A 22,223-nucleotide genomic window follows, 5' to 3' on the forward strand; every position below is an offset into this window, starting at 1 on the left:
GCTGTTTTTGTGCGTTGCAAAATGCTTAGCATAAGAACTTATAACGCTTCTGCAAAAAAGTCTACTGCCTAAAAGGGTTATTGTTTAAAGTTCATAATAAACAATGGCTTATATTATCAACTCCGTGTCCTTTTTTGCTTAAGTGTATGATTATAAAGAATTAATTTGTGCAGGAATTAGTGGTTCTTTTTGTAGTTATTTAGTCGTAATGCTGCAAATGCGGATTGATTTTATGGGGTTGAAAAAAGTGAAACAGTCCCTAACTATATTGAATGTTAGATGTTTTTTTAATCAGACTCCCCGAATGGCAAAAATGAGCGGGGAGTAGCCTTGTTGAACTGTGCAGATGTGGTTGTCTGACTCAGGACTGGAGCTATATGCGCTTTCTTTTACTGTTATTTATTATCATCCCTGTGATTGAGATCACCGTGTTGATCAATGTGGGTCAGGCGATTGGCGCCTGGTATACCGTAGGGCTGGTGCTTTTATCGGCTTTTATTGGCGTCAATATGCTGCGCTATCAGGGGTTGTCGACACTGGCCCGGGCTCAGCAACGGATGAATGCCGGGCAGATACCTGGAAACGAAATGGTTGAGGGGATTGTGCTGGCGGTGGGGGGGGCGCTTCTGTTAACGCCGGGCTTTGTTACTGACGTAATCGGCTTTCTCTGTCTTATCCCTTACACCCGTAAAGCGCTTGCCCGGCAGGTCATGAGCCGTTTTACTGTGGTGGCTATGTCTCATCGGCAAAGTGGTGTTGAGCCGGAGGATTCAATTTATCACCGACAGCATCCCCCCGGCTCCCGGGATACCGACCAGAATGGCGATATCATCGACGGTGACTTCCGCCGCGAAGATTAAAAATATTTTTGCCCGGGTGTTGAAATGTTTTTTGCTGCCCCCATTTAGTGAGTCATCCAAGGATTTGTAGCCACTTCGAGTGACTGCATTTTATACAACAAAACTGACTTTTTTTGATCAACGGATCAGGAGAGAGATTCAATGAAAATTCGTCCACTTCACGACCGTGTGGTTGTTCGCCGTAAAGAAGAAGAAGCAACGACTGCCAGTGGTATCGTGCTGCCAGGTTCTGCTGCTGAAAAGCCTAACCAGGGTGAAGTTCTCGCTGTAGGTACTGGTCGTATTACCAGCACCGGTGAAGTTCAGGCACTGGCTGTTAAGGTTGGTGACACTGTACTGTTTGGTCAGTATGCCGGTTCTAACACCGTTAAAATTGATGGTGAAGAGCTGCTGATCATGAATGAAAGCGATATATACGGTGTGCTGGAAAGCTGAGTTCAGTTCTCCGGTAAGAATTTCTGATTGAATTTTTTTAGACACAGGATTTTTAAAAATGGCTAAAGAAGTACTGTTTGGTAACGATGCTCGCGTACGTATGCTGGCGGGTGTAAATATTCTGGCTGATGCAGTTAAAACAACTCTGGGGCCAAAAGGCCGTAACGTTGTTCTGGACAAAGCATTCGGCGCTCCTACCGTAACTAAAGACGGCGTATCCGTAGCAAAAGAGATCGAACTGGAAGATAAGTTCGAGAATATGGGCGCGCAGATGGTTAAGGAAGTTGCTTCCCAGGCCAACGATGTTGCCGGTGACGGTACCACGACTGCAACTGTTCTGGCTCAGGCAATTGTTAATGAAGGCCTGAAGTCTGTTGCTGCAGGCATGAACCCAATGGACCTGAAGCGCGGTATCGATAAAGCGTCTGCTGCAGTTGTAGAACAACTGCGCGCGATGGCTGTACCTTGTGCTGACAGCAAGGCTATTGCTCAGGTGGGTACTATCTCTGCTAACTCCGACACCCAGGTGGGTGACATCATTGCTGAAGCGATGAATAAGGTTGGCAAAGAGGGTGTTATCACTGTTGAGGAAGGTTCAGGTCTGGAAAATGAGCTGGACGTGGTAGAGGGTATGCAGTTCGATCGTGGCTACCTGTCTCCTTACTTTATCAACAATCAGGAAAGCATGAGCGTTGATCTTGAAAATCCGTACATGCTGATCGTTGATAAGAAAGTCTCCAGCATCCGTGATCTGCTTCCGATTCTGGAACAGGTTGCTAAAACTTCCCGCCCACTGCTGATTATTGCTGAAGATGTTGAGGGTGAAGCCCTGGCGACTCTGGTTGTTAACAACATGCGCGGTATCGTTAAGGTTGCTGCTGTTAAAGCGCCTGGTTTCGGTGATCGTCGTAAGGCGATGCTGGAAGACATTGCTATTCTGACGGGCGGTACTGTGATCTCTGAAGAGGTTGGTCTGAGCCTTGAAACTGCTACTTTGGAGCAGTTAGGTCAGGCTAAGCGCGTCAACATCACTAAAGAGAATACCACTGTTGTTGATGGTGTAGGCGAGCATACGGCGATCGAATCCCGTGTATCTCAGATACGTGCCCAGATTGAAGAAACTTCTTCTGACTATGATCGTGAAAAATTGCAGGAGCGCGTTGCTAAGCTGGCTGGCGGTGTTGCAGTTATCAAGGTGGGTGCAGCTACTGAAGTTGAGATGAAAGAGAAGAAGGCCCGTGTTGAAGACGCGCTGCACGCAACCCGTGCTGCAGTTGAAGAGGGTGTTGTTCCTGGCGGTGGTGTTGCACTGATCCGCGCAATGGATAAAGTTGGCGCGCTGCAAGGTGATAACCACGATCAGACTGTCGGTATTGAGCTGGCATTCCGTGCCCTTGAGGCGCCTCTGCGTCAGATCGTGGGTAACGCGGGTGATGAAGGTTCAGTTATTGTTGCTAACATCCGTGAAAAGGGTGAAGGTAACTACGGTTATAACGCTGCTACCGGTGAGTACGGCGATATGATCGAAATGGGTATTCTTGATCCGGCTAAAGTAACCCGCTCTGCGCTGCAGGCTGCGGCATCTGTTGCTGGCCTGATGATTACTACCGAAGCGATGATCGCTGATAAGCCATCTGAAGGTGGTTCTGGCATGCCTGATATGGGTGGCATGGGTGGTATGGGCGGTATGGGCGGCATGATGTAATATCTGCTCATAAGCGACGCTACTCCGAAAAGCCCCGTGTTCTGCACGGGGCTTTTCTTTTGGCAAAAAAACTGTCGGATGGTGTAATATCGGCAGTGCTGAACTGAATTATCTATCTGACAGAGAAGAGACTCAAATGCGTGATCAGGATAAAGATCTGGAGCTTCCGAGCTTTGGGCCGGCGGAGCGGGAGCCGACTACCAGTGGGGACGGGGTAAAACCGCAGACTGAGCCACCTCAAAAGGGTGGTGTTGCTAAGGGTAATAACCCAGTGCCAGTGCAGAAAGATCGTTCTGGTGGTAGTGCGCTCAGTTATCTGATCATTTTGTTATTGGCGGTGGCCGTGGGTGGCCTGGCGTACTGGAACTTTATGCAGCATCAGCAGTTGCAGGCTTTGGAGAGCGAGCGGCAGGCGGTTGATGAGAAGGTTGCTGAATTGCAGAAGCTGTTTCTGGTGGCCGGGGACAGTGCTGCTCAGACGGGTGAGTCATTGCAGAATCAGGTCAAGAGACAGGCTGAGGCCGCTGAGAAACAGTTCGACAAGCTGGGCGCTGACGTCGGCAAGTTTGATACAGCAATTACCCGGCTCGATAGCGAAATCGCTAAGTTAAATTCCGAGAATGGGAAGCTTTGGGTGGTTGCTCATCAGCGGAATACGCCGAAGATTGCCGAGCTGGAAAAACAGTTGAGCGCAGCTTCTGCGCTGATCGATTCGCAGGCTAAGGCCCTTAAGGGGATGACCGCAGATCTGACTAAGCTGGATAAACAATTGCAAGTGAGTGAGGCGGCGGGCAATGATAATGTTAAACAGGTCGCCGCTATCAGGCAGAGTTCATCAGCGCTGAGTACTCAGTTTCAGGCATTGAGTGAGTCGGTTGAGCTGCAGCAGGCAGAGCAACGCAAACAATTGTCAGCGTTTGCTGAGCAGATTGTGGCATTACAGAACAATCAGAATGCCTCTGCCGGACTTGATCGTCGGATCAGGGTAAATGAGCAGGCGGTTAAGGCGATTGATGGTTCCCGTTTGATGATGAATAACGAGTTGTTACAGATCCGCCAGAAGCTGAATAATCTGCAGTTGAAAGTAGAACGGCTTCAGTAGAGATATCACCGGTCAGAAGGGATGAATGATGATTAAGGTTTATGGCGGGGTTTATTCCCGCGCCAGCATGGTGATGTGTGTTCTTGAAACACTGGGAATCGCATATGAAAACATTCCCATGGCTCCCCGCAGTGAGCCGACCCGCACGCCAGAATACCTGGCTCTGAATCCGACCGGTAAGTTACCAGCGCTGGTGGATGGTGATCTGGTGCTGTGGGAGAGTCAGGCGATTTTATTCTATCTGGCGCGTAAATATGGTGATGGCCTGCTGTGGGTCGATACCCTCGAGCAGGAGGCGGATCTGTACCGCTGGAGCCTGTTTATCAGTAATCAGCTTGAGGTGCCGGCACTGGATATGTTGCTGGCAGTTAAATATGCTCAGGGCGAACCCGATCACTCATTTATCGCTGCTCAGCAGCAGATTCTGGAACGTTTTTTACCGGTGCTGGAGGTTCATCTACGGGACCGTGAGTATCTTGCGGGCGGTAAACTGACGGTAGCCGATTTTCATGGTGCTGCGGTGATCGCCTGGCCGAAAGCTGCGGGTTTTGATTATTCCGCGTATCCCGCAATAGACCGCTGGGTTAGCCGTATTCAGGCGCTGCCGGCTCAGGATAAGGTACGTCAGCAGGCATAGCAGTAATGTTGACGATTTTTTATACAGGTTAGTGATTGCGATCCAGACCGGGGACAGGCAGAATAGTCAGTCTTTTTTTGACGAGGTAGACAACGCTTTAATGGATATTCGTGCGTTTTTTGCGCTGGCCCTGCCGGGTTCTGTGGCCCGATGGTTGGCAGATTACGCTGATACCCTGTGTCAGTTTGACAAGCAGATAGAAGTAAACTGGGTTGATGCTGAATCTTATCATCTGACGCTGTGCTTTCTGGGTGAGATCTCGCTGGAACAGATTGATCAGCTGGAGGAGATCGCACGTAATAAGCTGGCTGAGGCCCGCTCATTTCAGGTGCGTATCAATACGGCAGAATATTACCCGGTGAGTAATCAACTCGCGGTCATTGCCGCCATGAGTCAGGAAGATGAGGAGTTGAGTGGCCTTAACCGGGCGATGATGGAGATCGCTTTAGAGGCGGGTATAGAGTTTAAAGAAGAAGATTTTAAACCCCATATTACACTCGGTCGGCTGCCTGCCAGAAACCAGTTTGAAGCGCCCGAAGAGTGGCCATCACTGGACCTCTTCAGTCTGGCTGATTCGGTGATTCTGTTCCAGAGTAAGCCGGGTGAGCGCGGCTCGATCTATACGCCGCTGTTTACAATTCCCTTGCAGGATATGGCCTGAGCCAGCTGCAGAACCTAACTTTTCAATGTTGTGAAAAATGTTTAAACCAGAACTTCTTTCGCCAGCGGGAACGCTGCGCAATATGAAATACGCATTCGCCTATGGTGCTGATGCGGTGTATGCCGGTCAGCCACGCTACAGTCTGCGGGTGCGTAACAACGACTTTAATCTGGATAACCTGCATGAGGGGATTAATATCGCCCATGCGCAGGGTAAAAAGCTGTATGTGGCGAGCAATATTATGCCCCACAACAGTAAACTGAAAACCTATATTGATGATCTGCGTCCGGTCATCGAGATGGGACCCGATGCGCTGATTATGTCAGACCCTGGCCTGATTCTGATGGTTAAGGAGCACTGGCCGGATATCCCTATTCATCTGTCTGTGCAAAGTAATACCATGAACTGGGCCAGTGTGAAGTTCTGGCATCAGGCGGGTATTGAGCGGATTATTATGTCCCGCGAGTTGTCGCTGGATGAGATTGCCGAGATCCGTGAAAAGTGCCCGGAGATGGAGCTGGAAGTGTTTGTTCATGGCTCGCTCTGTATTGCCTACTCTGGCCGTTGTCTGCTGTCGGGTTATATCAATCACCGTGACCCTAATCAGGGTACCTGCACTAACTCCTGCCGCTGGAAATATGATGCCCATGAGGCGACTCAGGGGGATAATGGCGACCTGATTCCGGTGCAGAGTTTCGATCCGAATGAGGCCTCCGTGCAGCCTGCGCTGGGAGAAGGTGAGCCGACCAGCAAGATGTATCTGCTGCAGGAAGAGACCCGTCCCGGTGAATATATGCCCGCCTATGAAGACGAGCACGGCACCTATATCATGAACTCTAAGGATCTGCGCGCGATTCAGCATGTGCAGCGCCTGACTGAGATGGGTATTCACTCACTGAAGATTGAAGGGCGCACTAAGTCTCACTACTATGTGGCCCGTACCGCTCAGGCCTACCGTAAGGCGATTGATGATGCGGTAGCCGGGCGTCCGTTTGATATGCAGCTGATGGATACGCTGGAAAACCTGGCAAACCGTGGATATACGGAAGGTTTCTATCGCCGTCATGTGCATGATGAGTATCAGAACTATGAAACGGGTAACTCCGTTGGTGTGCATCAACAGTTTGTTGGTGAGGTTATTGGCCGCGATGCACAGCGAGGGACCCTTGATATCGAAGTGAAGAACCGATTCATGGTGGGTGATACTCTGGAACTGATGACCCCTTCCGGTAATCGCAAGTTTAAGCTTGAGCATCTGGAAAATCTGCAGGGTGAAGCCAGGGACTGTGCCCCGGGTTCCGGTCATAAGGTTCGTCTGCCGCTGGATATCGATACCGATCTTGAGTATGCCCTGTTGATGCGGGATCTGCCGAATGCACCGGCGTTTGAAAGCGGTAACTGATTGATCATAAGTGTAAAAAAGGTATCCTGGGATACCTTTTTTTTTGTCAGTTCTGATACCTTTATGGACGTTTTAACAGATGAGTGCAGTGGGATCTGATGACGCAGGATAAATATTCCCTTGGCCGGGCGTTGCGCCCTTTCTCTTTTCCGGTAGCGCTGATTACCTGTCTGGTGGGTATCGTCAGTGCGTCAGCACAGCCCGGCTTCAGCTATCCTGTGGCGCTGCTGATTATGATCGGGGCTCTGCTGCTGCAAGCCGGCGTCAATCTGATCAATGACCATGCTGATCTGCACCACCTTAAGAGCAGTAGCGTCAGAGCCCAGGTGATCCGTAACTTCAGGCTCGGACTGTGCTGTTTGCTGCTGGCCGCAGCGCTCGGTATCTATCTGATTAGCTATACAGGCCTGGGTTTGCTTGTATTGCTGCTGGTGGGGCTTGCCGGAGCACTGGGGTATACCGTTGAGCCGGTCAACTTCAAACGCCGTGGAATGGCGGTGGTGCTGGTCTTCTGGCTGATGGGCGTACTGATGGTGTGCGGTAGTTACTACATACTTACCGGTGAACTGAGCTGGCTGGTGTTCTGGCGCTCGGTGCCGGTCAGTCTTATCAGTTCGCTACTGCTGCTGGCTAATGAGATCCGCGACGTTGAGAGTGACCGGGACACGGGGATACGAACCCTCACGGTACGGATTGGTATCGACAGGGCCCGGAAGCTTTACCTGTTACTGCTGCTGTCGGTTGTTGTGATGGCTTCCGTGCTCTGGATGACTGACATGATCACCGGTGGCTGGTGGCTGGTGAGTGTGCCGCTGGCCTGGCTGCTGTACAAGCAGCAGCAGGGCGCGCAGGGCAGAGCATCGCTGCCGCCGGCCAGTGGTCGCTTTTTCATGCTGTTTGGCTTGCTGTATTGTCTTAGTCTGTAATCCTTAAGCCGCGTTTCCCTCATAGAATTTTAGACTAAGGCCGGACAACGCCCGGGACTAAAATTAGTGTATAATTCTGCGGCAGCTTTACCGAATAACTCATACACAAGCATATATAACAGCTGGTATATGGGCTTATCTAACAGCTTATATAGCAGCTTTACTGAGCACGTTAAGGGTTACGCAGATAGCCCTCAACCCACGACATAAGCCTGACATTGCGGAGCCAATAATGAGCGTAATTCGCCAAGACGATCTGATCAGCAGCATTGCAGATTCGCTGCAGTTCATCTCCTATTACCATCCGATCGATTTTATTCAGGGGGTACATGAAGCCTACCTGAAGGAACAGAATCCTGCGGCGAAAGACGCCATGGCTCAGATTCTGATCAACTCCCGTATGTGTGCCGAAGGCAAACGCCCGATCTGTCAGGATACCGGCATTGTAACGGTATTCGTGAAGATTGGTATGAACGTCACCTGGGACGCTGAGATGAGCGTTACCGATATGATTAACGAAGGCGTTCGTCGTGCCTATACTCATCCGGACAATGTGCTGCGCGCTTCTATTCTGGCTGATCCTGCCGGCAAGCGTCAGAACACAAAAGATAATACCCCGGCGGTTATTCACTACGAAATCGTTGAAGGCGATGAGGTCGAAGTTCATGTCGCAGCGAAAGGCGGCGGCTCTGAGAATAAGTCTAAGATGGTGATGCTCAACCCGTCTGACAGCATTGTCGACTGGGTTGTGAAGACCGTACCGACCATGGGTGCTGGCTGGTGTCCACCGGGTATGCTGGGTATCGGTATTGGCGGCACGGCTGAAAAAGCCGCGGTGATGGCGAAAGAGTCGCTGATGGATCCGATTGATATTCATGAGCTGCGTGAACGTGGCCCACAGAACCGTGTAGAAGAGCTGCGTCTGGAAATTATGGATGCGGTCAACGCGCTGGGTATCGGTGCACAGGGGCTGGGTGGTCTGACAACGGTTCTTGATGTGAAGATTATGGACTACCCGACTCATGCGGCTTCATTGCCGGTGTGTATGATCCCTAACTGTGCTGCAACCCGTCACACCCACTTCAAACTGAATGGCAATGGCCCGGCAGTACTGACGCCACCAAGCCTGGATCAGTGGCCAGAGGTAACCTTCGAGGTCGGTGCCAGCACCCGTCGGGTGGATCTGAATACCGTAACGCCGGAAGATGTACTGAGCTGGCAGCCAGGTGAAACGGTATTGCTGAACGGTAAGATGCTTACCGGTCGTGATGCGGCGCATAAGAAGATGGTTGAGATGCTCAATAACGGCGAAGATCTGCCGGTTGATCTGCAAGGCCGTTTTATCTATTACGTTGGCCCGGTTGATCCGGTGCGTGAAGAGGTTGTGGGGCCTGCAGGTCCGACGACAGCAACCCGTATGGATAAGTTCACCCGTCAGATTATTGAGAGCACCGGTCTGCTGGGGATGATCGGTAAGTCTGAGCGAGGCCCGATTGCTATTGATGCCATTCGTGATAACAAAGCGGTCTATCTGATGGCGGTTGGTGGTGCTGCGTATCTGGTATCCAAGGCGATCACCAACGCTGAAGTGCTGGCATTCCCGGAGCTGGGAATGGAAGCAATCTACGAGTTTGAAGTGAAAGATATGCCGGTCACGGTGGCCGTTGATAGCAACGGTATCTCAGTTCATAACACCGGCCCGGAAAAGTGGAAGCAGATTATTGCTGAGCAGGTTTAAGTTTTAGCTTAATACTTTCGTAGCAAATAGAAACGCGGCACCTGCCGCGTTTTTTGCTATCTGGAGTATTGATTTAGATCATCAGTCGATACAAAAGGGTACTCAAGTAGTAAATTCCCTAAGCCTGTCAGCCAGTATACTTTTCAGACCTGTATAAATTACGATGAGAGTACCTGATAATGAAGAAAATAATGCTTAAGTTGCTACCCGCTGTCGCGGTGGTTGGCATGATGGCTACTTCTGTACAGGCAGACGAGGCAGCAATGGCTGCTGCCGGTGCAGAAGTATTTAAACGCTGTCAGGCCTGTCACTCCACTGACAGTAGCAAGAATGCCTTTGGCCCGAGTCTTGTTGGTGTGGTGGGGAGAGAGGCGGCTTCGCTGCCACGCTTTGCATACTCAGAAGCGCTGAAAGAGTCCGGTATCGTCTGGACCGAAGATAACCTGCGTCAATGGGTTGCTGATAATACTAAACTCGTTCCGGGTACCCGGATGCGCCATGTAGCGATCTCCGATGCTGCGGAACAGGATTACCTGATCGCCTATCTGAAAACGTTATAAGCACCTCTCAGCGGGATAACCGTCCCGCTGATTATGCCTGTTCTGTTGACACGGGGTTGTGTTTTCAGCGAGCGGAATTTTTGCCACTTGTCAGGCACATCTGGTTATCTTACTGAGCCGGCTTTTGATCGACATATATCGGGGCATAGGTCCGATATCTTCATAGACGGGGTCTCCCTCTTCTACACGAATCACAGTCGTACCCGCCCGGTAGGGCATCCTTTCTTCGATTTCTAGCAGCGCAGCATGCAGCAGATCAGCAACCAGCTCCTCTTCAGAGATATGGAACAGCTCAGCTAAGGCCTCTACTTTAAACTTATCTTCTTCGCTGATTGCAAAGTTACAATCTACCAGTTTAGATTTTTCGGTCGATTGTTCCTCCAGCTTCTTAAGAAGATGACTAACATGGTTGTTTGGCATGGTCTTTTCCCCTTTTGGTACTGTCCTCTTTAGGATAGTTGACAGAAATAGTTGGGTAAATGGCGAATGTAAAAAATTAATGTTCATCCGACGGCAGGTTTTCATTAATATACAGCGAATTTATGACTATAAGCTGAATTAGCAGATGCAGAGGGTGGGAAAAGATGGCAGATATTTTAGTTGTGGTGGGTTCGACTTATGGTAATGCCAGCCTGTTGGCTGATGACTGTACCGAACAGCTCAACCGCCTGGGTCACCGGGCCGTACTGCTGAATGAACCGACCTATGAGCAGGTGACCGATCACCCGGATGTAATACTGATCTGCACTGCGACCATTGGTCAGGGGGACATTCCGGCAAATCTTCAGCCGCTCTATGACCAGTTGCGGGCGCATAGACCAGATTTCTCAGCGGTTCGTTTCGGTCTTATCGCGCTGGGAGACAGCTCCTATGAGTCGTTTGCAGAAGGCGGTAAACAGATGAATGAACTGATGCATGATCTGGGAGCTAAACCGGTCGGCCAGGCATTGTTTATCGATAGCTGTGAAACGCCGGATGCCGATGAAGCGGCCGCTGAATGGATCGATAACTGGGTAGAAAAGCTTTGAAGCATTTTTCACAACTATCAATTCGGGTCAGAAGGTCGCGGCAGCGCTAACCCTTTATTAATCAGTTGCTGCGCTACGCTTTTGATGTGCTGTTTTAACGTGCTCTTTGATATGACTTTCTGATGTACTATTCAATCGTCACAAACGAGATTTCCACGAAGAAATTACCCGCATTCGTGCTAAAGGGAACAACGATAATCGGGCCTGAAGACGAGTGATTGATATGGTGTGATTCACCGCTGACAACCACCGGGGTTGCCATATTCAGGTCATAACCGTTTTGCGACAGCTGTGCCACCGCTCCGCCAGCTGACATATTGGTTAACTCCCCCACCATATCGGTGACGGTCTCATCAATCGTGGTCAGGGTTTCTCCCAGCATCCGCTCGGTAATATCCAGAATCACTGACTGAGTGAAGGACACCGCAAATGAGCCTTTCGCATGAGGTCCGGCTAACCCCATAATGCCGGTCACATGTCCCTCGGCACTGGCGGAGCTTTTAAGATAGGCTTTTCCCGCTATACACTCGATGCTGGCCATGGTCGACAGAACATTCACCATGGATTTTAAAAACGGGTTAACGTATGCAAACTTCATAATGGTTACTACCCTTTGAAAAAACAGCTAAAGACCTGCTTACTGTCGAACAGGCTGCACCATACCCGGTTTTCTTTTGAAGAACCGGTATTGATACAAAAATTGAATTTGTAAGGAATCAAATTTAGCAAAAACAGCGGACAACGTCCGGTTCATACTAACCACAATGGGGAAGGTGAAAAGCAGACCGCTGCTTCGCAGCTCGCTAGTTCTCAGATGGAAACTTTTTTCCTTGCTGGAAAAGCATCAAACTATTAACCGTTCTTCTTTCATGTTGGCTGTGTCAAAAGTGGATATTGATTCCCAAACGGTTAAAGCAGGTGTTTGAAGCTTTGGTTCCGACCCTGTTGGCCGGGATTGACTTTCTTTTTACGGCGAACCGATGGAATAGGCCCGTTTCACTGGGCGCCTTAGTGATGCTTACCGGAAGTTACATCAGCAACCGGGCCGAATAAAGGAAGCTCAATTAACGTTTATTCGTTGCTCGAAAAAGTGGGAGTTGTGGGTTTTGGAGCCCCTTCCAGGGGCGATCTTTTGCGTCTGAATTTCCCGTTATGTTTTGATGCTTCTAGATCACAGCGTTTTCTGCGTCAGAACGGCTCTGAGGCTTCAAAAATTCACCACAGTACCCAAAGGGCATGCTAAGAAAACCGGGGTCACAGAGAAAGCGCCTCTTGTACAGTCTCACCGCTTCCCGTTATTCGCTGTGGATAATTCACTCAGATTTTTGGCTTTTATATACAGCAGTATTGAGGTTGTTATATGTCGATACTCCCAATTCAAGGGACCCCCTTTCCCTTGAGCAAGGAAAATATTGAACTAACGCTTTGATTTAACTGAATGTGAATATTATGATTGAGGCAGGTTTATGGCAGGGACGCAGCCTTTACAGGCACTATAATTCTTTAAAATGCCTCTCTTTATTGTCGCTAACCTGCTGATTTTATAAATAAAGTTGATTTTTGGTCTATCGAATTCCCAGAATTATAGTGCCCGGGAGATATAGTGCCAAAGGTCTCTATAATTAGCTGTTAGAATTTTCGGAGGATTCATTGGAAACAATAACAGAATGGATTAACAATAATTACACTTGGGTATTCAGTGGAGCGGGGATTTTTGTGCTTGGCGGAATAATTGCTCTTTTTAAAAGAAAAGTATCAAGCGGGATTACACAGAAGCAGCGTTCTGGGAATAACTCTACGAACATTCAGGCGGGCGGCAATGTTGAGTTTACTCAAAAAAATGATAAATAAGTCAAGCCAAAAGCAAGACTCTGGTGACAATTCAACAAACCTGCAAGGGCAGCAAGTTATAGTAAATCAAGGTATCTCATACTCAGATGCTAAAGAGATTGCCAATGACGTATTTAAAGCGAACTTTATTGAGCTTAAGCAAGAGGCTGCACTTATTGCTCAAAATCGAGCAGAAGAAGTAACAGAAAAAGTAATTTCTCAGCTGGGAGCTCGCCATCCCGAGTCTTTAGGTGAGTTTCAAACGCCCGCCCTCCAAGACGCATTGTTTACTGTTCAAAAGCAATATGCCATTAGTGGCGATCAAGATTTGGGTGACCTTTTAGTTGATATCCTAGTTGATAGAGCTGCCGCACCTAAAAGAGATATGGTTCAAATCGTACTGGATGAATCGCTTGGGATAGCACCTAAATTAACTCTAGAACAGTTCGATACATTAACGCTAAGTTTTTTACTGATAAGTCATCGAAGACTTGATATACAAAATTATCAAGGATTGTTGGCTCACTTTAGAAAAAGGGTCATTCCTTTTATTGAAAAGCTTTCTGACAAGAACTCCGATTTTACTCATCTTGAATACTTAGGCTGTGGTCACGTCCGAGCAGGAAGCTATGGGCAACTTGAAGCAAATTTAAGAAATACCTATAAACCATTTTTTTCTAAAGGATTTAGTGAAGAAGAGCTAAAAGAGAAAATAGGTGAAGGAGTCAATCTTCATGGGCTAGTTATAAAGTGTTTTCACGATCCAGAAAAATTTCAAATTAGTGTTCTTGATGACGATGTGCTTGAACAAGTCGCCGATAGAAACGGGATCAGCGCTGAGGTTAAGCAAAAGCTGAAGCAGCTTTTTGAGTCCTCGACTAAGGCAGCGAATGAAGTAAAGGGAATATTAATAGAAGCGATACCTGAAATGGAAAGAGTTTTCGATGTGTGGAAAAACTCACCATTTAACCAATTTGAATTAACTAGTGTAGGTATTGCTATTGCGCATGCGAATTATCGAAGGAAAATCGGCGAAACAATGGATTTGTCAATATGGATAAAATAATTCTAACAAATCAATCAACTTCGCGCCTTCGGTGCCGGACGCAGCAAAGCTGCGCCGGTTATTGAGGCGTGTGTGCCAGGCATGGCACTTAACTAGCGAGGTGAAAGTCCTCGTACCAGGTATTCGCAGAGCCGAAGGTTAGCCAAAGGGCAAGGTTAGTTCCGCGAGGAGCTGGCTGGAGGAAGCTCAAGGCAAAATCGCGGGGCGATGAACAAGAACCGGATATGAGGTGTGACATAAGTGGGGCCAGCGGGCACGTGACTGCTAAGCCCTCCATCTGCATCTGGCTTATGTTTTATAAATCCGGCGTCTACGCGAGGAAAGTTAAGTGTCTTACCCTGGGAGGTCTGTATTGTGTTGAAGGAACAACTGACGCTGAAGCAATTCTGCGTGACCGCAGTACAGAAGTCAGCAGAGGGCATAGTAGGTATGACTCTCACTACCGAAGGCCCGAACATCACCGGCATGGACAGAGTATAAGAACATGGACATAGCACCTGACCGATCCTCAGACGAGGCATCGCCAACGGCGATGGGTGAAGCCCGTGTATCCGAAACTCCCCTCCAATTGCCAATCATCGAGTCATCACTGATGGCGCAAGTGCTGGACAGGAACAATCTGGTACGTGCGCTGAAACAAGTCAGACGCAACAAAGGCGCAGCGGGCGTCGACGGGATGACGACAGAGCAACTGTCGGCCTATCTGCACGCCCACTGGCCGGACCTCAAGGAGCGCCTGATCGAGGGTCGCTACCGACCGCAACCGGTCAGACGGGTCGAGATACCAAAGGCCGATGGCAAAATGCGCAAACTGGGGATACCGACGGTCATCGACCGTTTTATCCAGCAGGCCATAGCTCAGATTATCAGCGACCTTTGGGAGCCGACCTTCCACCCCAACAGCTACGGCTTCAGGCCTCAGCGTAATGCTCAGCAAGCTGTGCGGCATGCCCAGGACACAATCGTGAACGGGAAGAGCTGGGTGATCGACCTGGACCTGCAAGCGTTCTTCGACACCGTCAACCATGACCGGCTGATGGAACGACTGAAGATACGCATCCAGGACCCGACGCTGCTGAAGCTGGTCAGACGATACCTGACCAGTCCAATTCAGAAGGATGGCCAAACAATCTCGAATCGAGAGGGCGTACCGCAAGGCGGCCCGTTGTCGCCGGTACTGGCCAACATCGTACTGGACGAGCTGGACTGGGAACTGGAAAGACGAGGTCACCGCTTTAGCCGATACGCCGACGACTGCCAGATCTTTGCGGGCAGTCATCGAGCGGCGGAGCGGATCAAAATAAGTGTACAACGCTATATCGAATACCACCTCCGGCTCAAGGTAAACGAAGATAAAAGCGCGGTAGACCGGCCCTGGAAACGGAGCTTCCTGGGATTTACTGTCAGTCCCCGACGCGGCAACAGGATCAAAGTGGCCGACAAGGCGCTGGTGAAACTGAAGCAGCGGGTACGGGAACTGAGCCGTCGAACGAGAGGCCATCAACTGTCACATGTCATCGCAGACTTAAGGAAATACCTGCTTGGTTGGAAAGCGTACTTCGGCGTAGCCGAGGTGCAGAGCCCGCTGCGCGACATCGACGTCTGGATCAGACGGAAGTTGCGGTGTTATATCTGGAAGCAATGGGGCCGTAGTGGCTATCGTAAACTGCGCCGACTGGGAGTAGACCGGTGGACGGCCTGGAATACGGCGAAATCGGCCCATGGGTCTTGGCGTTTAAGCAAAAGTCCTGCACTCTATAGGGCATTGCCAAACAGATATTTTAAAGGCTTGGGGCTGCCATCACTTGCAGCGTGATAAAGATGAGGGGATGAACCGCCGTGGTACGTGACCCGTATGCCCGGTGGTGTGGGAGGAGGGGCACTGTGAGGTGCCTCCCTATCCCGATTAGCCCTCATTCGAAGCATAGGGAGTAACTGGATGCGAAATCATCTGAGAAGTATCAAGTTCATCAGGTCCTTAACACTTCTAATGCTGCTCACTTCCGGAAATGCTACGGGTGCGGAGTTTGGCAGCTGCGATGGCGCGATACGTGCGGAATGGCTGGAAGATGGGCGCAATATGAGGTTGCTAGTGGACTACGTTTACACAGACGCATATTCGAAGGCGTGGCTTGCTCCAGAAGGGTCTGTAGTCGATGGCGCTTCGATTCCTCAAGTTTTGTGGTCGTTTATTGGAAGTCCATTTGTAGGCTTGTATCGAAAAGCCTCTGTCACTCACGATGTTGAGTGTGAAAATGAGACCCAAGAGTGGAGGGCAGTCCACAAGATGTTTTACGCAGCTATGAGGTGCTCTGGCGTTAGTGTGCCGAGGGCAAAAATAATGTACGCGGCGGTGTATCAGTGTGGGCCGCGTTGGGGTTCTGATCTTGGAGTTCGGCTTTTTCCATGCCGAGAGGGGGTAATGAGATCATTCGTCCGGCGATGGAAAAGCTTGATCTACGATGAGCCGGATATTGAGATCTCCGAACTGGAGGCGCTTGATAGCAGCAGCCTTGTAGCACGCGCTGACGATCCAGTAGAAGTGCTCGTTGAGGCTCTTGGTGGGCTCGCGACTATCAATGAGTCTGATGATGCAATTCGGGTTTCGATTCCAGTCGGTACAAGTGTTGTTGCGGACGGTCACGTTACCAAAGTTGCCGACAAGGTGAGCGCTACGCTTGGAAATATTCCAGGTATATCAATCACTGTTGAAGGGCACGCAGACAGCACGGGATCGTCAGAAATGAACTTCGTGCTTTCTCAGCGTCGGGCAGACGCTACTGCAAAGCGGCTAATGGCTCGGGGCATTGAACCATCCGCAATATCCACCACAGGATACGGTGAGACCAGCCCGGTGGCTGCTGGCAATACTGCGGAGGATAGAGCGCGAAATAGACGAATTGACATCGTCATTCGAGAAGAGCTTTAGCCGTGGGTTGGATATGCCTGTACGGAGCAACGAGGGCTAACAAATCGTTGCACCAGACAAGCCGGTGAACGCGGGCATTAGTTGCTCATATCAATCAAGGAGAGGTTATGGACTTTGGAAGTTTTTGGGCCGATATCATCGCAACAATAGTCGGGGGTATTGTATTAACTTTCCTATTCTTTTGGGCAAGGGAGAAGCTGTTTCCTATTCCTGAGATTACTGGAAGGTGGTATTTGGAAATGGTTACTGTAAATACGGCCTATAACCCTTACAAAAATATGATCCTTAGATATGTGGTAATAATCTGGAAAGAAGGAAATACCTTAAAGGGTAGTGCTGAAAAAATATATGAGATTTCAACTACCGGTGAGCGTGAGTATAACGGCAAGGATCGAACTAGATCGCAGATAGAAGGATATATTGAGAAAAACTATTTAGGGAAAGACCGGGTGTATCTTCATGCAGTGGAAAATGGTCACGGAAGAGAATCAACAAACTTCTATGATTTATTGGTTAAATCAGATTCTGAAATGATTGGAGCTTTCAATTCCATGGTAGCAAACCAAGATGGCACTGTTAAATGTCAGAGAGAACCCTTTTGAGATTTATATATTATCTTTTGACTCTGCCCGTTTACTTCATCGGCTATCTTTTTTTGAAAGTTGGTGTCTTTAACTTCAAGGAAAAAATGCGTAAATGTATTCAGGTTGTTGATGAGAGAAACAATGAAATACCTGACGTGTTCATATCCTATTTAATTGCGGCCGAAGACCACAGATCCCAGTTTCATTACGGAATTGACCATATTGGTATTCTTCGAGCTTTGATTCGTGGAATATTGATCGGAGAAACTCAAGGGGCAAGTACGATAGAGCAGCAATTTGTTCGTGTTGTGACTGGCGATTACTCATATTCAATCCTAAGAAAATTGAAAGAGCAGATACTGGCGGTACTACTCACAAAAAAACGAAGCAAAGCGGAAGTTGCTAAAGCATATTTAGCAATAGCTTATTATGGTCATAATTGTGATGGAGCAAAGGGTATTGAAAGTATATTGAGACATAGCCTGAAGAAAGCATCCGAAAAACAAATAATCGTAATTGTTTCACGATTAAAATACCCAAAACCTTCTACTGAAGTTTCCAGATGGAAAGGAAAGGTTGATCGTAGGGTTGCCTATATTAAAAATAGACATAAAAATGCAACTAACAAGGCAAGGCAGCGGATGCTTCGCACCGCTGCTCGAAGCGTTAATATCCATTTTGGACTTCGAAAGCGGTCACCAAAAGTCGGCGCTTTTTCTAGCAAGTCACGCAGTGACGTCTAGCGAGCGGCGAAGCCGCGTTCTAGCGACTGGCCGCTTCAAAACTAGGGCCTAGCAGACCCTAATTACCTCAATAAAAAACCCCGCTCTTTAAGAAACGCCAACATATGCGGCCTTGCCTCTTTTACCAGCATGCCGGACATCTGTTCGCTCCAGCTCATCTCCTTATTACCGCCGGTGCGGGTGTTGTAGTACTCCCGAACGGCTTTGTCATATTCGGCAATGGTGTCACCATCATTGCTGTCGTTGTAACTGTCCTGCTTCAGTACCACGTCTACCGGCAGGCGGGGTTTAACTTCCGGGTTCTGGTCCGGGTAGCCAAGGCAGAGACCGAAGACCGGGTAGACCAGTTCCGGTAGTTCAAGCAGTTCTGATACCCGGGCGATCTGATTGCGGATGCCGCCGATATAGACGATGCCGAGTCCCAGTGATTCTGCTGCGATGACGAGGTTCTGGGCAAACAGGGCGACATCGACGGTGGACGTGATAAATTGCTCGGTGAAGCCTGACTGCATGTCGGCATCGTTCATATCGCAGGCCAGTTTAAGGCGCTGCATATCGGCGCAGAGCACCAGAAAAACTGGCGCCTCGGCTACATAAGCCTGGCCGCCGGAGCACTCCATTAGTTGGCTGCGTTTGTCCTGATCATTTACCTGGATCACCGTACAGGCCTGGATGAAGCTGGAGGTTGCTGCTGCCTGTCCGGCCTGTACCAGTGTTTTGAGGGTTTCCTGCGGAATGGGCTGATCGGTAAATTTACGGATTGATCGGTGACTGTTAAGAAGCTCAATAACGGCGTTCATCGGTTATTCCATCTGGGTATCGGTGGTGAAGGTATGCCGGAAGGTCAGGTTGATTCGTCCCTCCAGCAGCCTGTTGGTTTTGGGCACGCTGTGGTGCCAGTAATGTTGTAACTGACCCGCCATTATCAGCAGAGAGCCACTGTTGAGCAAGAGCTCTCGCTGAGGGATGGTTTTGTCGAATCGGTGGCGCAACAGAAAGCGGCGCGCTTGTCCCAGATTGAGGGAGGCGATCACCGGGTTTATGCCCAGCTCCGGCTCATCGTCGCTGTGCCATCCCATACTGTCTTTGCCGTCGCGGTAATAGTTGATCAACACGGTATTAAACGTGTGCTCAGCGAATGATTCTACGCGCTGCTTCAGCGTCTGGATCAGCGGGTGCCAGGGCTCGGTTTGCAGGGTCAGGCCTGAATAGCGATAGTTGATGCCGGGATCTCCCTGAAAACATTGCAGGCGGGGAATGCGGACCATCCGGCCAAACATTCTGATCTCTGCCTGTTGCCAGTCCAACTGTTGCTGAAGTGACTGAAACAGGTTGTTGGCCTCATTATCGGCAATAAAATCCGGCTCCAGCAGTAACGTCCCCTGAGGGATCTGAAGCTCTTTCATCCCTGCAGTAATTCCCGGACGGCATCCGCGATGGCGGGTGCGATTTCGATCTGGCTGCTGGGGTGGGGGATGCAGCGACTGGTGATGACGTCCGCAACCGTTTGCAGTTGCTGATAGGCGTCGGCGGCGAAAATACCGTGTACTGCGATGCAGGTGGCCCTTGGCATTCCGGCATTTTGCAGGTGAGTGATGGTTTCCAGCATGGTCCGGCCACTGGAGATGATATCATCGACCAGTACCGGCGTATGCTGACGCCAGCGCTCCACGTCCGGCAGTGTGACCTCGACGTCATAGTCACCCCGGCGGATCTTGTTCAGTACCTGAAAGGGTGCTCCTGCCAGTTCAGCAACGCTGGAGACCCACTGTTCACTTTCACTGTCCGGTCCGATCAGCAGGGGAGTCTTAATGTTCTTTCTGATCCAGTCGGCAATCAGCGGGGCGGCATGAACCACCCGTGAAGGGATACTGTATATCTCATCCAGTGTGTTGTAACGGTGCAGATGGGGATCAACAGTGACCATAAAATCGAGCGATGCTGATATCAGTCGGGCAAATGGGCGGGAGCTGACGCACTCACCTTCATGAAACTGTTTATCCTGCCGCATATAAGCCAGATAGGGGGTAATCAAACCGATTTTAACGGCTCCCATCTGTCGTACTGTGTCGGCGAGCAGCAGGAGTCTCAGGATTTTGTTATCCGGCTGGTAGAGATTGCAGAAAATAACCACGTTATGGTCTTTGCAGTCGGTCAGAACCCGCAGATAACTTTCATCATCAGGGAAGCGGCGTAACTCTATCTCACCTTTCTGAGCCTTGAGTTCATCAAGGAGCTGAGCCTCCAGTTGCGGATCAGACTCCAGGTTAATCAGTATGGTTTTCATCGGAGTCCTCCCCCTGGTTGCTCTCTTCATCCGTACTCAGGCAGACAATGTCCGGGTGGCTTTCCAGATAGTCGACCGCATAATTAAGCTCTCCAGAACTTTCCGCGTGGATGGTCAGTAATGGTTCATGGGGATACACCTGCTGCCCCAGTTTGACATGGATCTCTAAGCCCGCGGTCGGGTCTATCGGGGCACCGGCCAGTTTGGCTACCTGAGCCAGGCGCCGGTTATCAACCTGTGTCACGGTTCCCTTTCTGTCGGCCATCAGCTTGAACAGATAGGGGGCTTCGTCGGGTTGTTTCATGCCGCCCTGAGCGTTGCAGATAGCGCAGAATTTTTCCCATGCCAGTCCGCTTTCGAGAACCGTGGTGGCTTTTCCTATGCCTTGATCAGGCTCTACAGTGCCGGCCATCTCCAGCATCGTGCCCGCCATTGTCAGGGCTCTTTGTTTCAGATCCTGTGGTGCATCAGTGTCATTTTGCAGCACCGCCAGAACGTCTTTGGCTTCCAGAGCAGGGCCTATACCGTTGCCAACAGGCTGGCTACCATCGGTATAAAGTATCTGAATCTTAATGCCCAGTTGCTCGCCTACCTTAAGGAAAGATGAAGCCAGCTTATCGGCGGCTTTCTGGGTACGTACTTTAGCGGTGGGTCCTACCGGGATGTCGATCAGTACATGGGTGGCTCCCGCGGCAATTTTTTTCGACAGAACCGATGCAATCAGCTGTCCTTCACTGTCGATATCCAGAGCCCTTTCGACCTGTATCAGGATATCATCGGAGGGGCTCAGACGAACCGAGCCTCCCCAGGCAAGGCAGGCGCCTTCCTGCTCCACCACCTGTTTCATCTGCTCCAGGGTCAGGCTGACTTCGGTAATTGTTTCCATGGTGTCTGCGGTTCCGGCGGGGGAGGTGATCGCCCGGGATGAGGTTTTCGGCATGGTCAGGCCGCTGGCGGCCAGAATCGCAACCACAATCGGTGTGGTCCGGTTGCCCGGCAGTCCTCCGACGCAGTGTTTGTCAATCACCATGGGTTGTCCCCAGTCGATGCGGCTACCGGAATCGATCATCGCCTGGGTGAGGGCGATAATCTCTGCATCATTGAGTTTGTCATCTCCACAAGCCGTGATGAAGGCGGCGATATGGACATCGGCATAACGGCCATCAACGATATCGTTGATGATCTCCTGAAACTGCTGCTTGCCGAGTAAGTGGCCATAGACCTTTGCCCGCACGTGAGAGAGCGACTGTACCGGTCGGGGATGGGATAACCACACGGTGTCGCCGGTATTCAGGTTCAGTCTCTGCCAGGCGGATTCGGAAAAGCCGATCTGTCCCCGGTGTAACATTTCGCTGGTAACGATATTGAGTGTTGCAATCGTTTTGCAGTGTTCAGTATGTACCTGTACCCGCGACAGGGCTGAGAACCCTTCTGAACGGCATACCGGGCTGTCAGCCCTGAGATAGATTATCGGTTCCTGTCGGGTATCAATACCCAGCCTGCGTGCCTGAAGTGTTGTGGCGCGTTCGGGGGTGAAGATCATCTTTGCTGTGCTCCCTGTCCGGACCTGAATCGTGTTGTGGCTTAGTTTGGCTGCTAAATAAGTTTAGTCGCCAGATATCATGGTCTTTTGATCTGTTTATAGCAGACAATATTATGGCCTGTACATGATCTAGCTACTTATTCGGATGGTTTCAGGGCTTCGCCAATAAGACAGGTGGCGCGCGTAC

The 22,223-nt window shown here is 50.0% G+C and carries 23 protein-coding genes; 17 read left to right on the forward strand and 6 right to left on the reverse strand.

Translation table 11 applies throughout. From position 1 onward, the window contains the following. The first annotated feature begins 377 nt into the window (after positions 1 to 377). The 10 genes from fxsA (at position 378) to KDX31_02445 (ending at position 10,026) form a co-directional block, all read left to right on the forward strand. A complete protein-coding gene (gene fxsA, locus KDX31_02400; GenBank protein UTW03904.1) occupies positions 378 to 860 on the forward strand; it encodes a membrane protein FxsA in 483 nt (160 codons plus the stop codon). Between the two features lie 141 nt (positions 861 to 1,001). After that, entirely contained in the window at positions 1,002 to 1,295 is a 294-nt protein-coding gene (locus KDX31_02405; protein UTW03905.1) for a co-chaperone GroES, read from the forward strand. Between the two features lie 58 nt (positions 1,296 to 1,353). Continuing rightward, positions 1,354 to 3,000 (forward strand): chaperonin GroEL, encoded by a 1,647-nt coding sequence (gene groL, locus KDX31_02410; GenBank protein UTW03906.1) that lies wholly within the window; start codon positions 1,354 to 1,356, stop codon positions 2,998 to 3,000. A 136-nt stretch (positions 3,001 to 3,136) separates the two neighbouring features. Then, positions 3,137 to 4,102: a hypothetical protein gene (locus tag KDX31_02415; protein ID UTW03907.1), complete on the forward strand. Its 966-nt coding sequence runs from the start codon at positions 3,137 to 3,139 to the stop codon at positions 4,100 to 4,102. A 28-nt stretch (positions 4,103 to 4,130) separates the two neighbouring features. Continuing rightward, positions 4,131 to 4,739, forward strand: coding sequence for a glutathione S-transferase family protein (locus KDX31_02420; protein UTW05268.1), 609 nt, complete (start codon positions 4,131 to 4,133; stop codon positions 4,737 to 4,739). Between the two features lie 100 nt (positions 4,740 to 4,839). After that, a complete protein-coding gene (thpR, locus tag KDX31_02425; protein ID UTW03908.1) occupies positions 4,840 to 5,400 on the forward strand; it encodes an RNA 2',3'-cyclic phosphodiesterase in 561 nt (186 codons plus the stop codon). Positions 5,401 to 5,437: 37 nt separating this feature from the next. Continuing rightward, complete coding sequence (yegQ, locus tag KDX31_02430; protein ID UTW03909.1) at positions 5,438 to 6,802, forward strand: tRNA 5-hydroxyuridine modification protein YegQ; 1,365 nt, start codon at positions 5,438 to 5,440, stop codon at positions 6,800 to 6,802. A 98-nt stretch (positions 6,803 to 6,900) separates the two neighbouring features. Continuing rightward, positions 6,901 to 7,728: a prenyltransferase gene (locus KDX31_02435; protein UTW03910.1), complete on the forward strand. Its 828-nt coding sequence runs from the start codon at positions 6,901 to 6,903 to the stop codon at positions 7,726 to 7,728. A gap of 232 nt (positions 7,729 to 7,960) precedes the next feature. Further along, positions 7,961 to 9,466 (forward strand): fumarate hydratase, encoded by a 1,506-nt coding sequence (locus KDX31_02440; protein ID UTW03911.1) that lies wholly within the window; start codon positions 7,961 to 7,963, stop codon positions 9,464 to 9,466. 179 nt (positions 9,467 to 9,645) lie between these two features. After that, on the forward strand, positions 9,646 to 10,026 hold the full coding sequence (locus KDX31_02445) for a c-type cytochrome (GenBank protein UTW03912.1): 381 nt from the start codon (positions 9,646 to 9,648) through the stop codon (positions 10,024 to 10,026). 90 nt (positions 10,027 to 10,116) lie between these two features. On the opposite strand, the gene KDX31_02450 is transcribed toward KDX31_02445, so the two are convergent. Continuing rightward, a complete protein-coding gene (locus KDX31_02450; protein ID UTW03913.1) occupies positions 10,117 to 10,446 on the reverse strand; it encodes a hypothetical protein in 330 nt (109 codons plus the stop codon). 164 nt (positions 10,447 to 10,610) lie between these two features. On the opposite strand from KDX31_02450, the gene KDX31_02455 reads away from it, so the two are divergent. After that, on the forward strand, positions 10,611 to 11,054 hold the full coding sequence (locus tag KDX31_02455; GenBank protein ID UTW03914.1) for a flavodoxin domain-containing protein: 444 nt from the start codon (positions 10,611 to 10,613) through the stop codon (positions 11,052 to 11,054). A 127-nt stretch (positions 11,055 to 11,181) separates the two neighbouring features. Here the strand turns inward: KDX31_02455 and KDX31_02460 are convergent, their stop codons facing one another. Further along, complete coding sequence (locus KDX31_02460; protein ID UTW03915.1) at positions 11,182 to 11,652, reverse strand: chemotaxis protein CheX; 471 nt, start codon at positions 11,650 to 11,652, stop codon at positions 11,182 to 11,184. Between the two features lie 1,052 nt (positions 11,653 to 12,704). Here KDX31_02460 and KDX31_02465 point away from each other — a divergent pair. The 6 genes from KDX31_02465 (at position 12,705) to KDX31_02490 (ending at position 18,206) form a co-directional block, all read left to right on the forward strand. Beyond that, on the forward strand, positions 12,705 to 12,905 hold the full coding sequence (locus tag KDX31_02465) for a hypothetical protein (GenBank protein ID UTW03916.1): 201 nt from the start codon (positions 12,705 to 12,707) through the stop codon (positions 12,903 to 12,905). Further along, entirely contained in the window at positions 12,874 to 13,950 is a 1,077-nt protein-coding gene (locus KDX31_02470) for a hypothetical protein (GenBank protein ID UTW03917.1), read from the forward strand. Before KDX31_02465 ends, KDX31_02470 begins: the two co-directional genes overlap by 32 nt. A 532-nt stretch (positions 13,951 to 14,482) precedes the next feature. Continuing rightward, the gene (ltrA, locus tag KDX31_02475) at positions 14,483 to 15,766 is read left to right on the forward strand and encodes a group II intron reverse transcriptase/maturase (GenBank protein UTW03918.1); all 1,284 of its coding nucleotides are present in this window, start codon (positions 14,483 to 14,485) and stop codon (positions 15,764 to 15,766) included. A 123-nt stretch (positions 15,767 to 15,889) separates the two neighbouring features. Then, positions 15,890 to 16,879 carry a DUF1353 domain-containing protein gene (locus KDX31_02480; protein UTW03919.1) on the forward strand — a complete coding sequence of 330 codons (990 nt, stop codon included), beginning with the start codon at positions 15,890 to 15,892 and terminating at the stop codon, positions 16,877 to 16,879. A 107-nt stretch (positions 16,880 to 16,986) separates the two neighbouring features. Further along, the gene (locus tag KDX31_02485; protein UTW03920.1) at positions 16,987 to 17,481 is read left to right on the forward strand and encodes a hypothetical protein; all 495 of its coding nucleotides are present in this window, start codon (positions 16,987 to 16,989) and stop codon (positions 17,479 to 17,481) included. Beyond that, complete coding sequence (locus KDX31_02490) at positions 17,460 to 18,206, forward strand: transglycosylase domain-containing protein (GenBank protein UTW03921.1); 747 nt, start codon at positions 17,460 to 17,462, stop codon at positions 18,204 to 18,206. The genes KDX31_02485 and KDX31_02490 overlap by 22 nt, the downstream gene beginning before the upstream one ends. Before the next feature lie 62 nt (positions 18,207 to 18,268). Here KDX31_02490 and nfsA read toward each other — a convergent pair whose 3' ends face one another. Genes nfsA through KDX31_02510 form a run of 4 tightly spaced genes read right to left on the reverse strand, consistent with a single transcriptional unit; the run spans position 18,269 to position 22,036 of the window. Continuing rightward, positions 18,269 to 19,006: an oxygen-insensitive NADPH nitroreductase gene (gene nfsA, locus KDX31_02495; protein UTW03922.1), complete on the reverse strand. Its 738-nt coding sequence runs from the start codon at positions 19,004 to 19,006 to the stop codon at positions 18,269 to 18,271. Between the two features lie 3 nt (positions 19,007 to 19,009). Continuing rightward, entirely contained in the window at positions 19,010 to 19,612 is a 603-nt protein-coding gene (locus tag KDX31_02500; protein ID UTW03923.1) for an alpha-ketoglutarate-dependent dioxygenase AlkB, read from the reverse strand. After that, a complete protein-coding gene (locus KDX31_02505; protein ID UTW03924.1) occupies positions 19,609 to 20,493 on the reverse strand; it encodes a ribose-phosphate pyrophosphokinase in 885 nt (294 codons plus the stop codon). Before KDX31_02505 ends, KDX31_02500 begins: the two co-directional genes overlap by 4 nt. After that, complete coding sequence (locus KDX31_02510) at positions 20,474 to 22,036, reverse strand: thymidine phosphorylase family protein (protein UTW03925.1); 1,563 nt, start codon at positions 22,034 to 22,036, stop codon at positions 20,474 to 20,476. The genes KDX31_02505 and KDX31_02510 overlap by 20 nt, the downstream gene beginning before the upstream one ends. Positions 22,037 to 22,223: the final 187 nt, after the last annotated feature.

It is taken from the genome of Amphritea atlantica (genome assembly GCA_024397875.1).
Lineage (GTDB): Bacteria > Pseudomonadota > Gammaproteobacteria > Pseudomonadales > Balneatricaceae > Amphritea > Amphritea atlantica_B.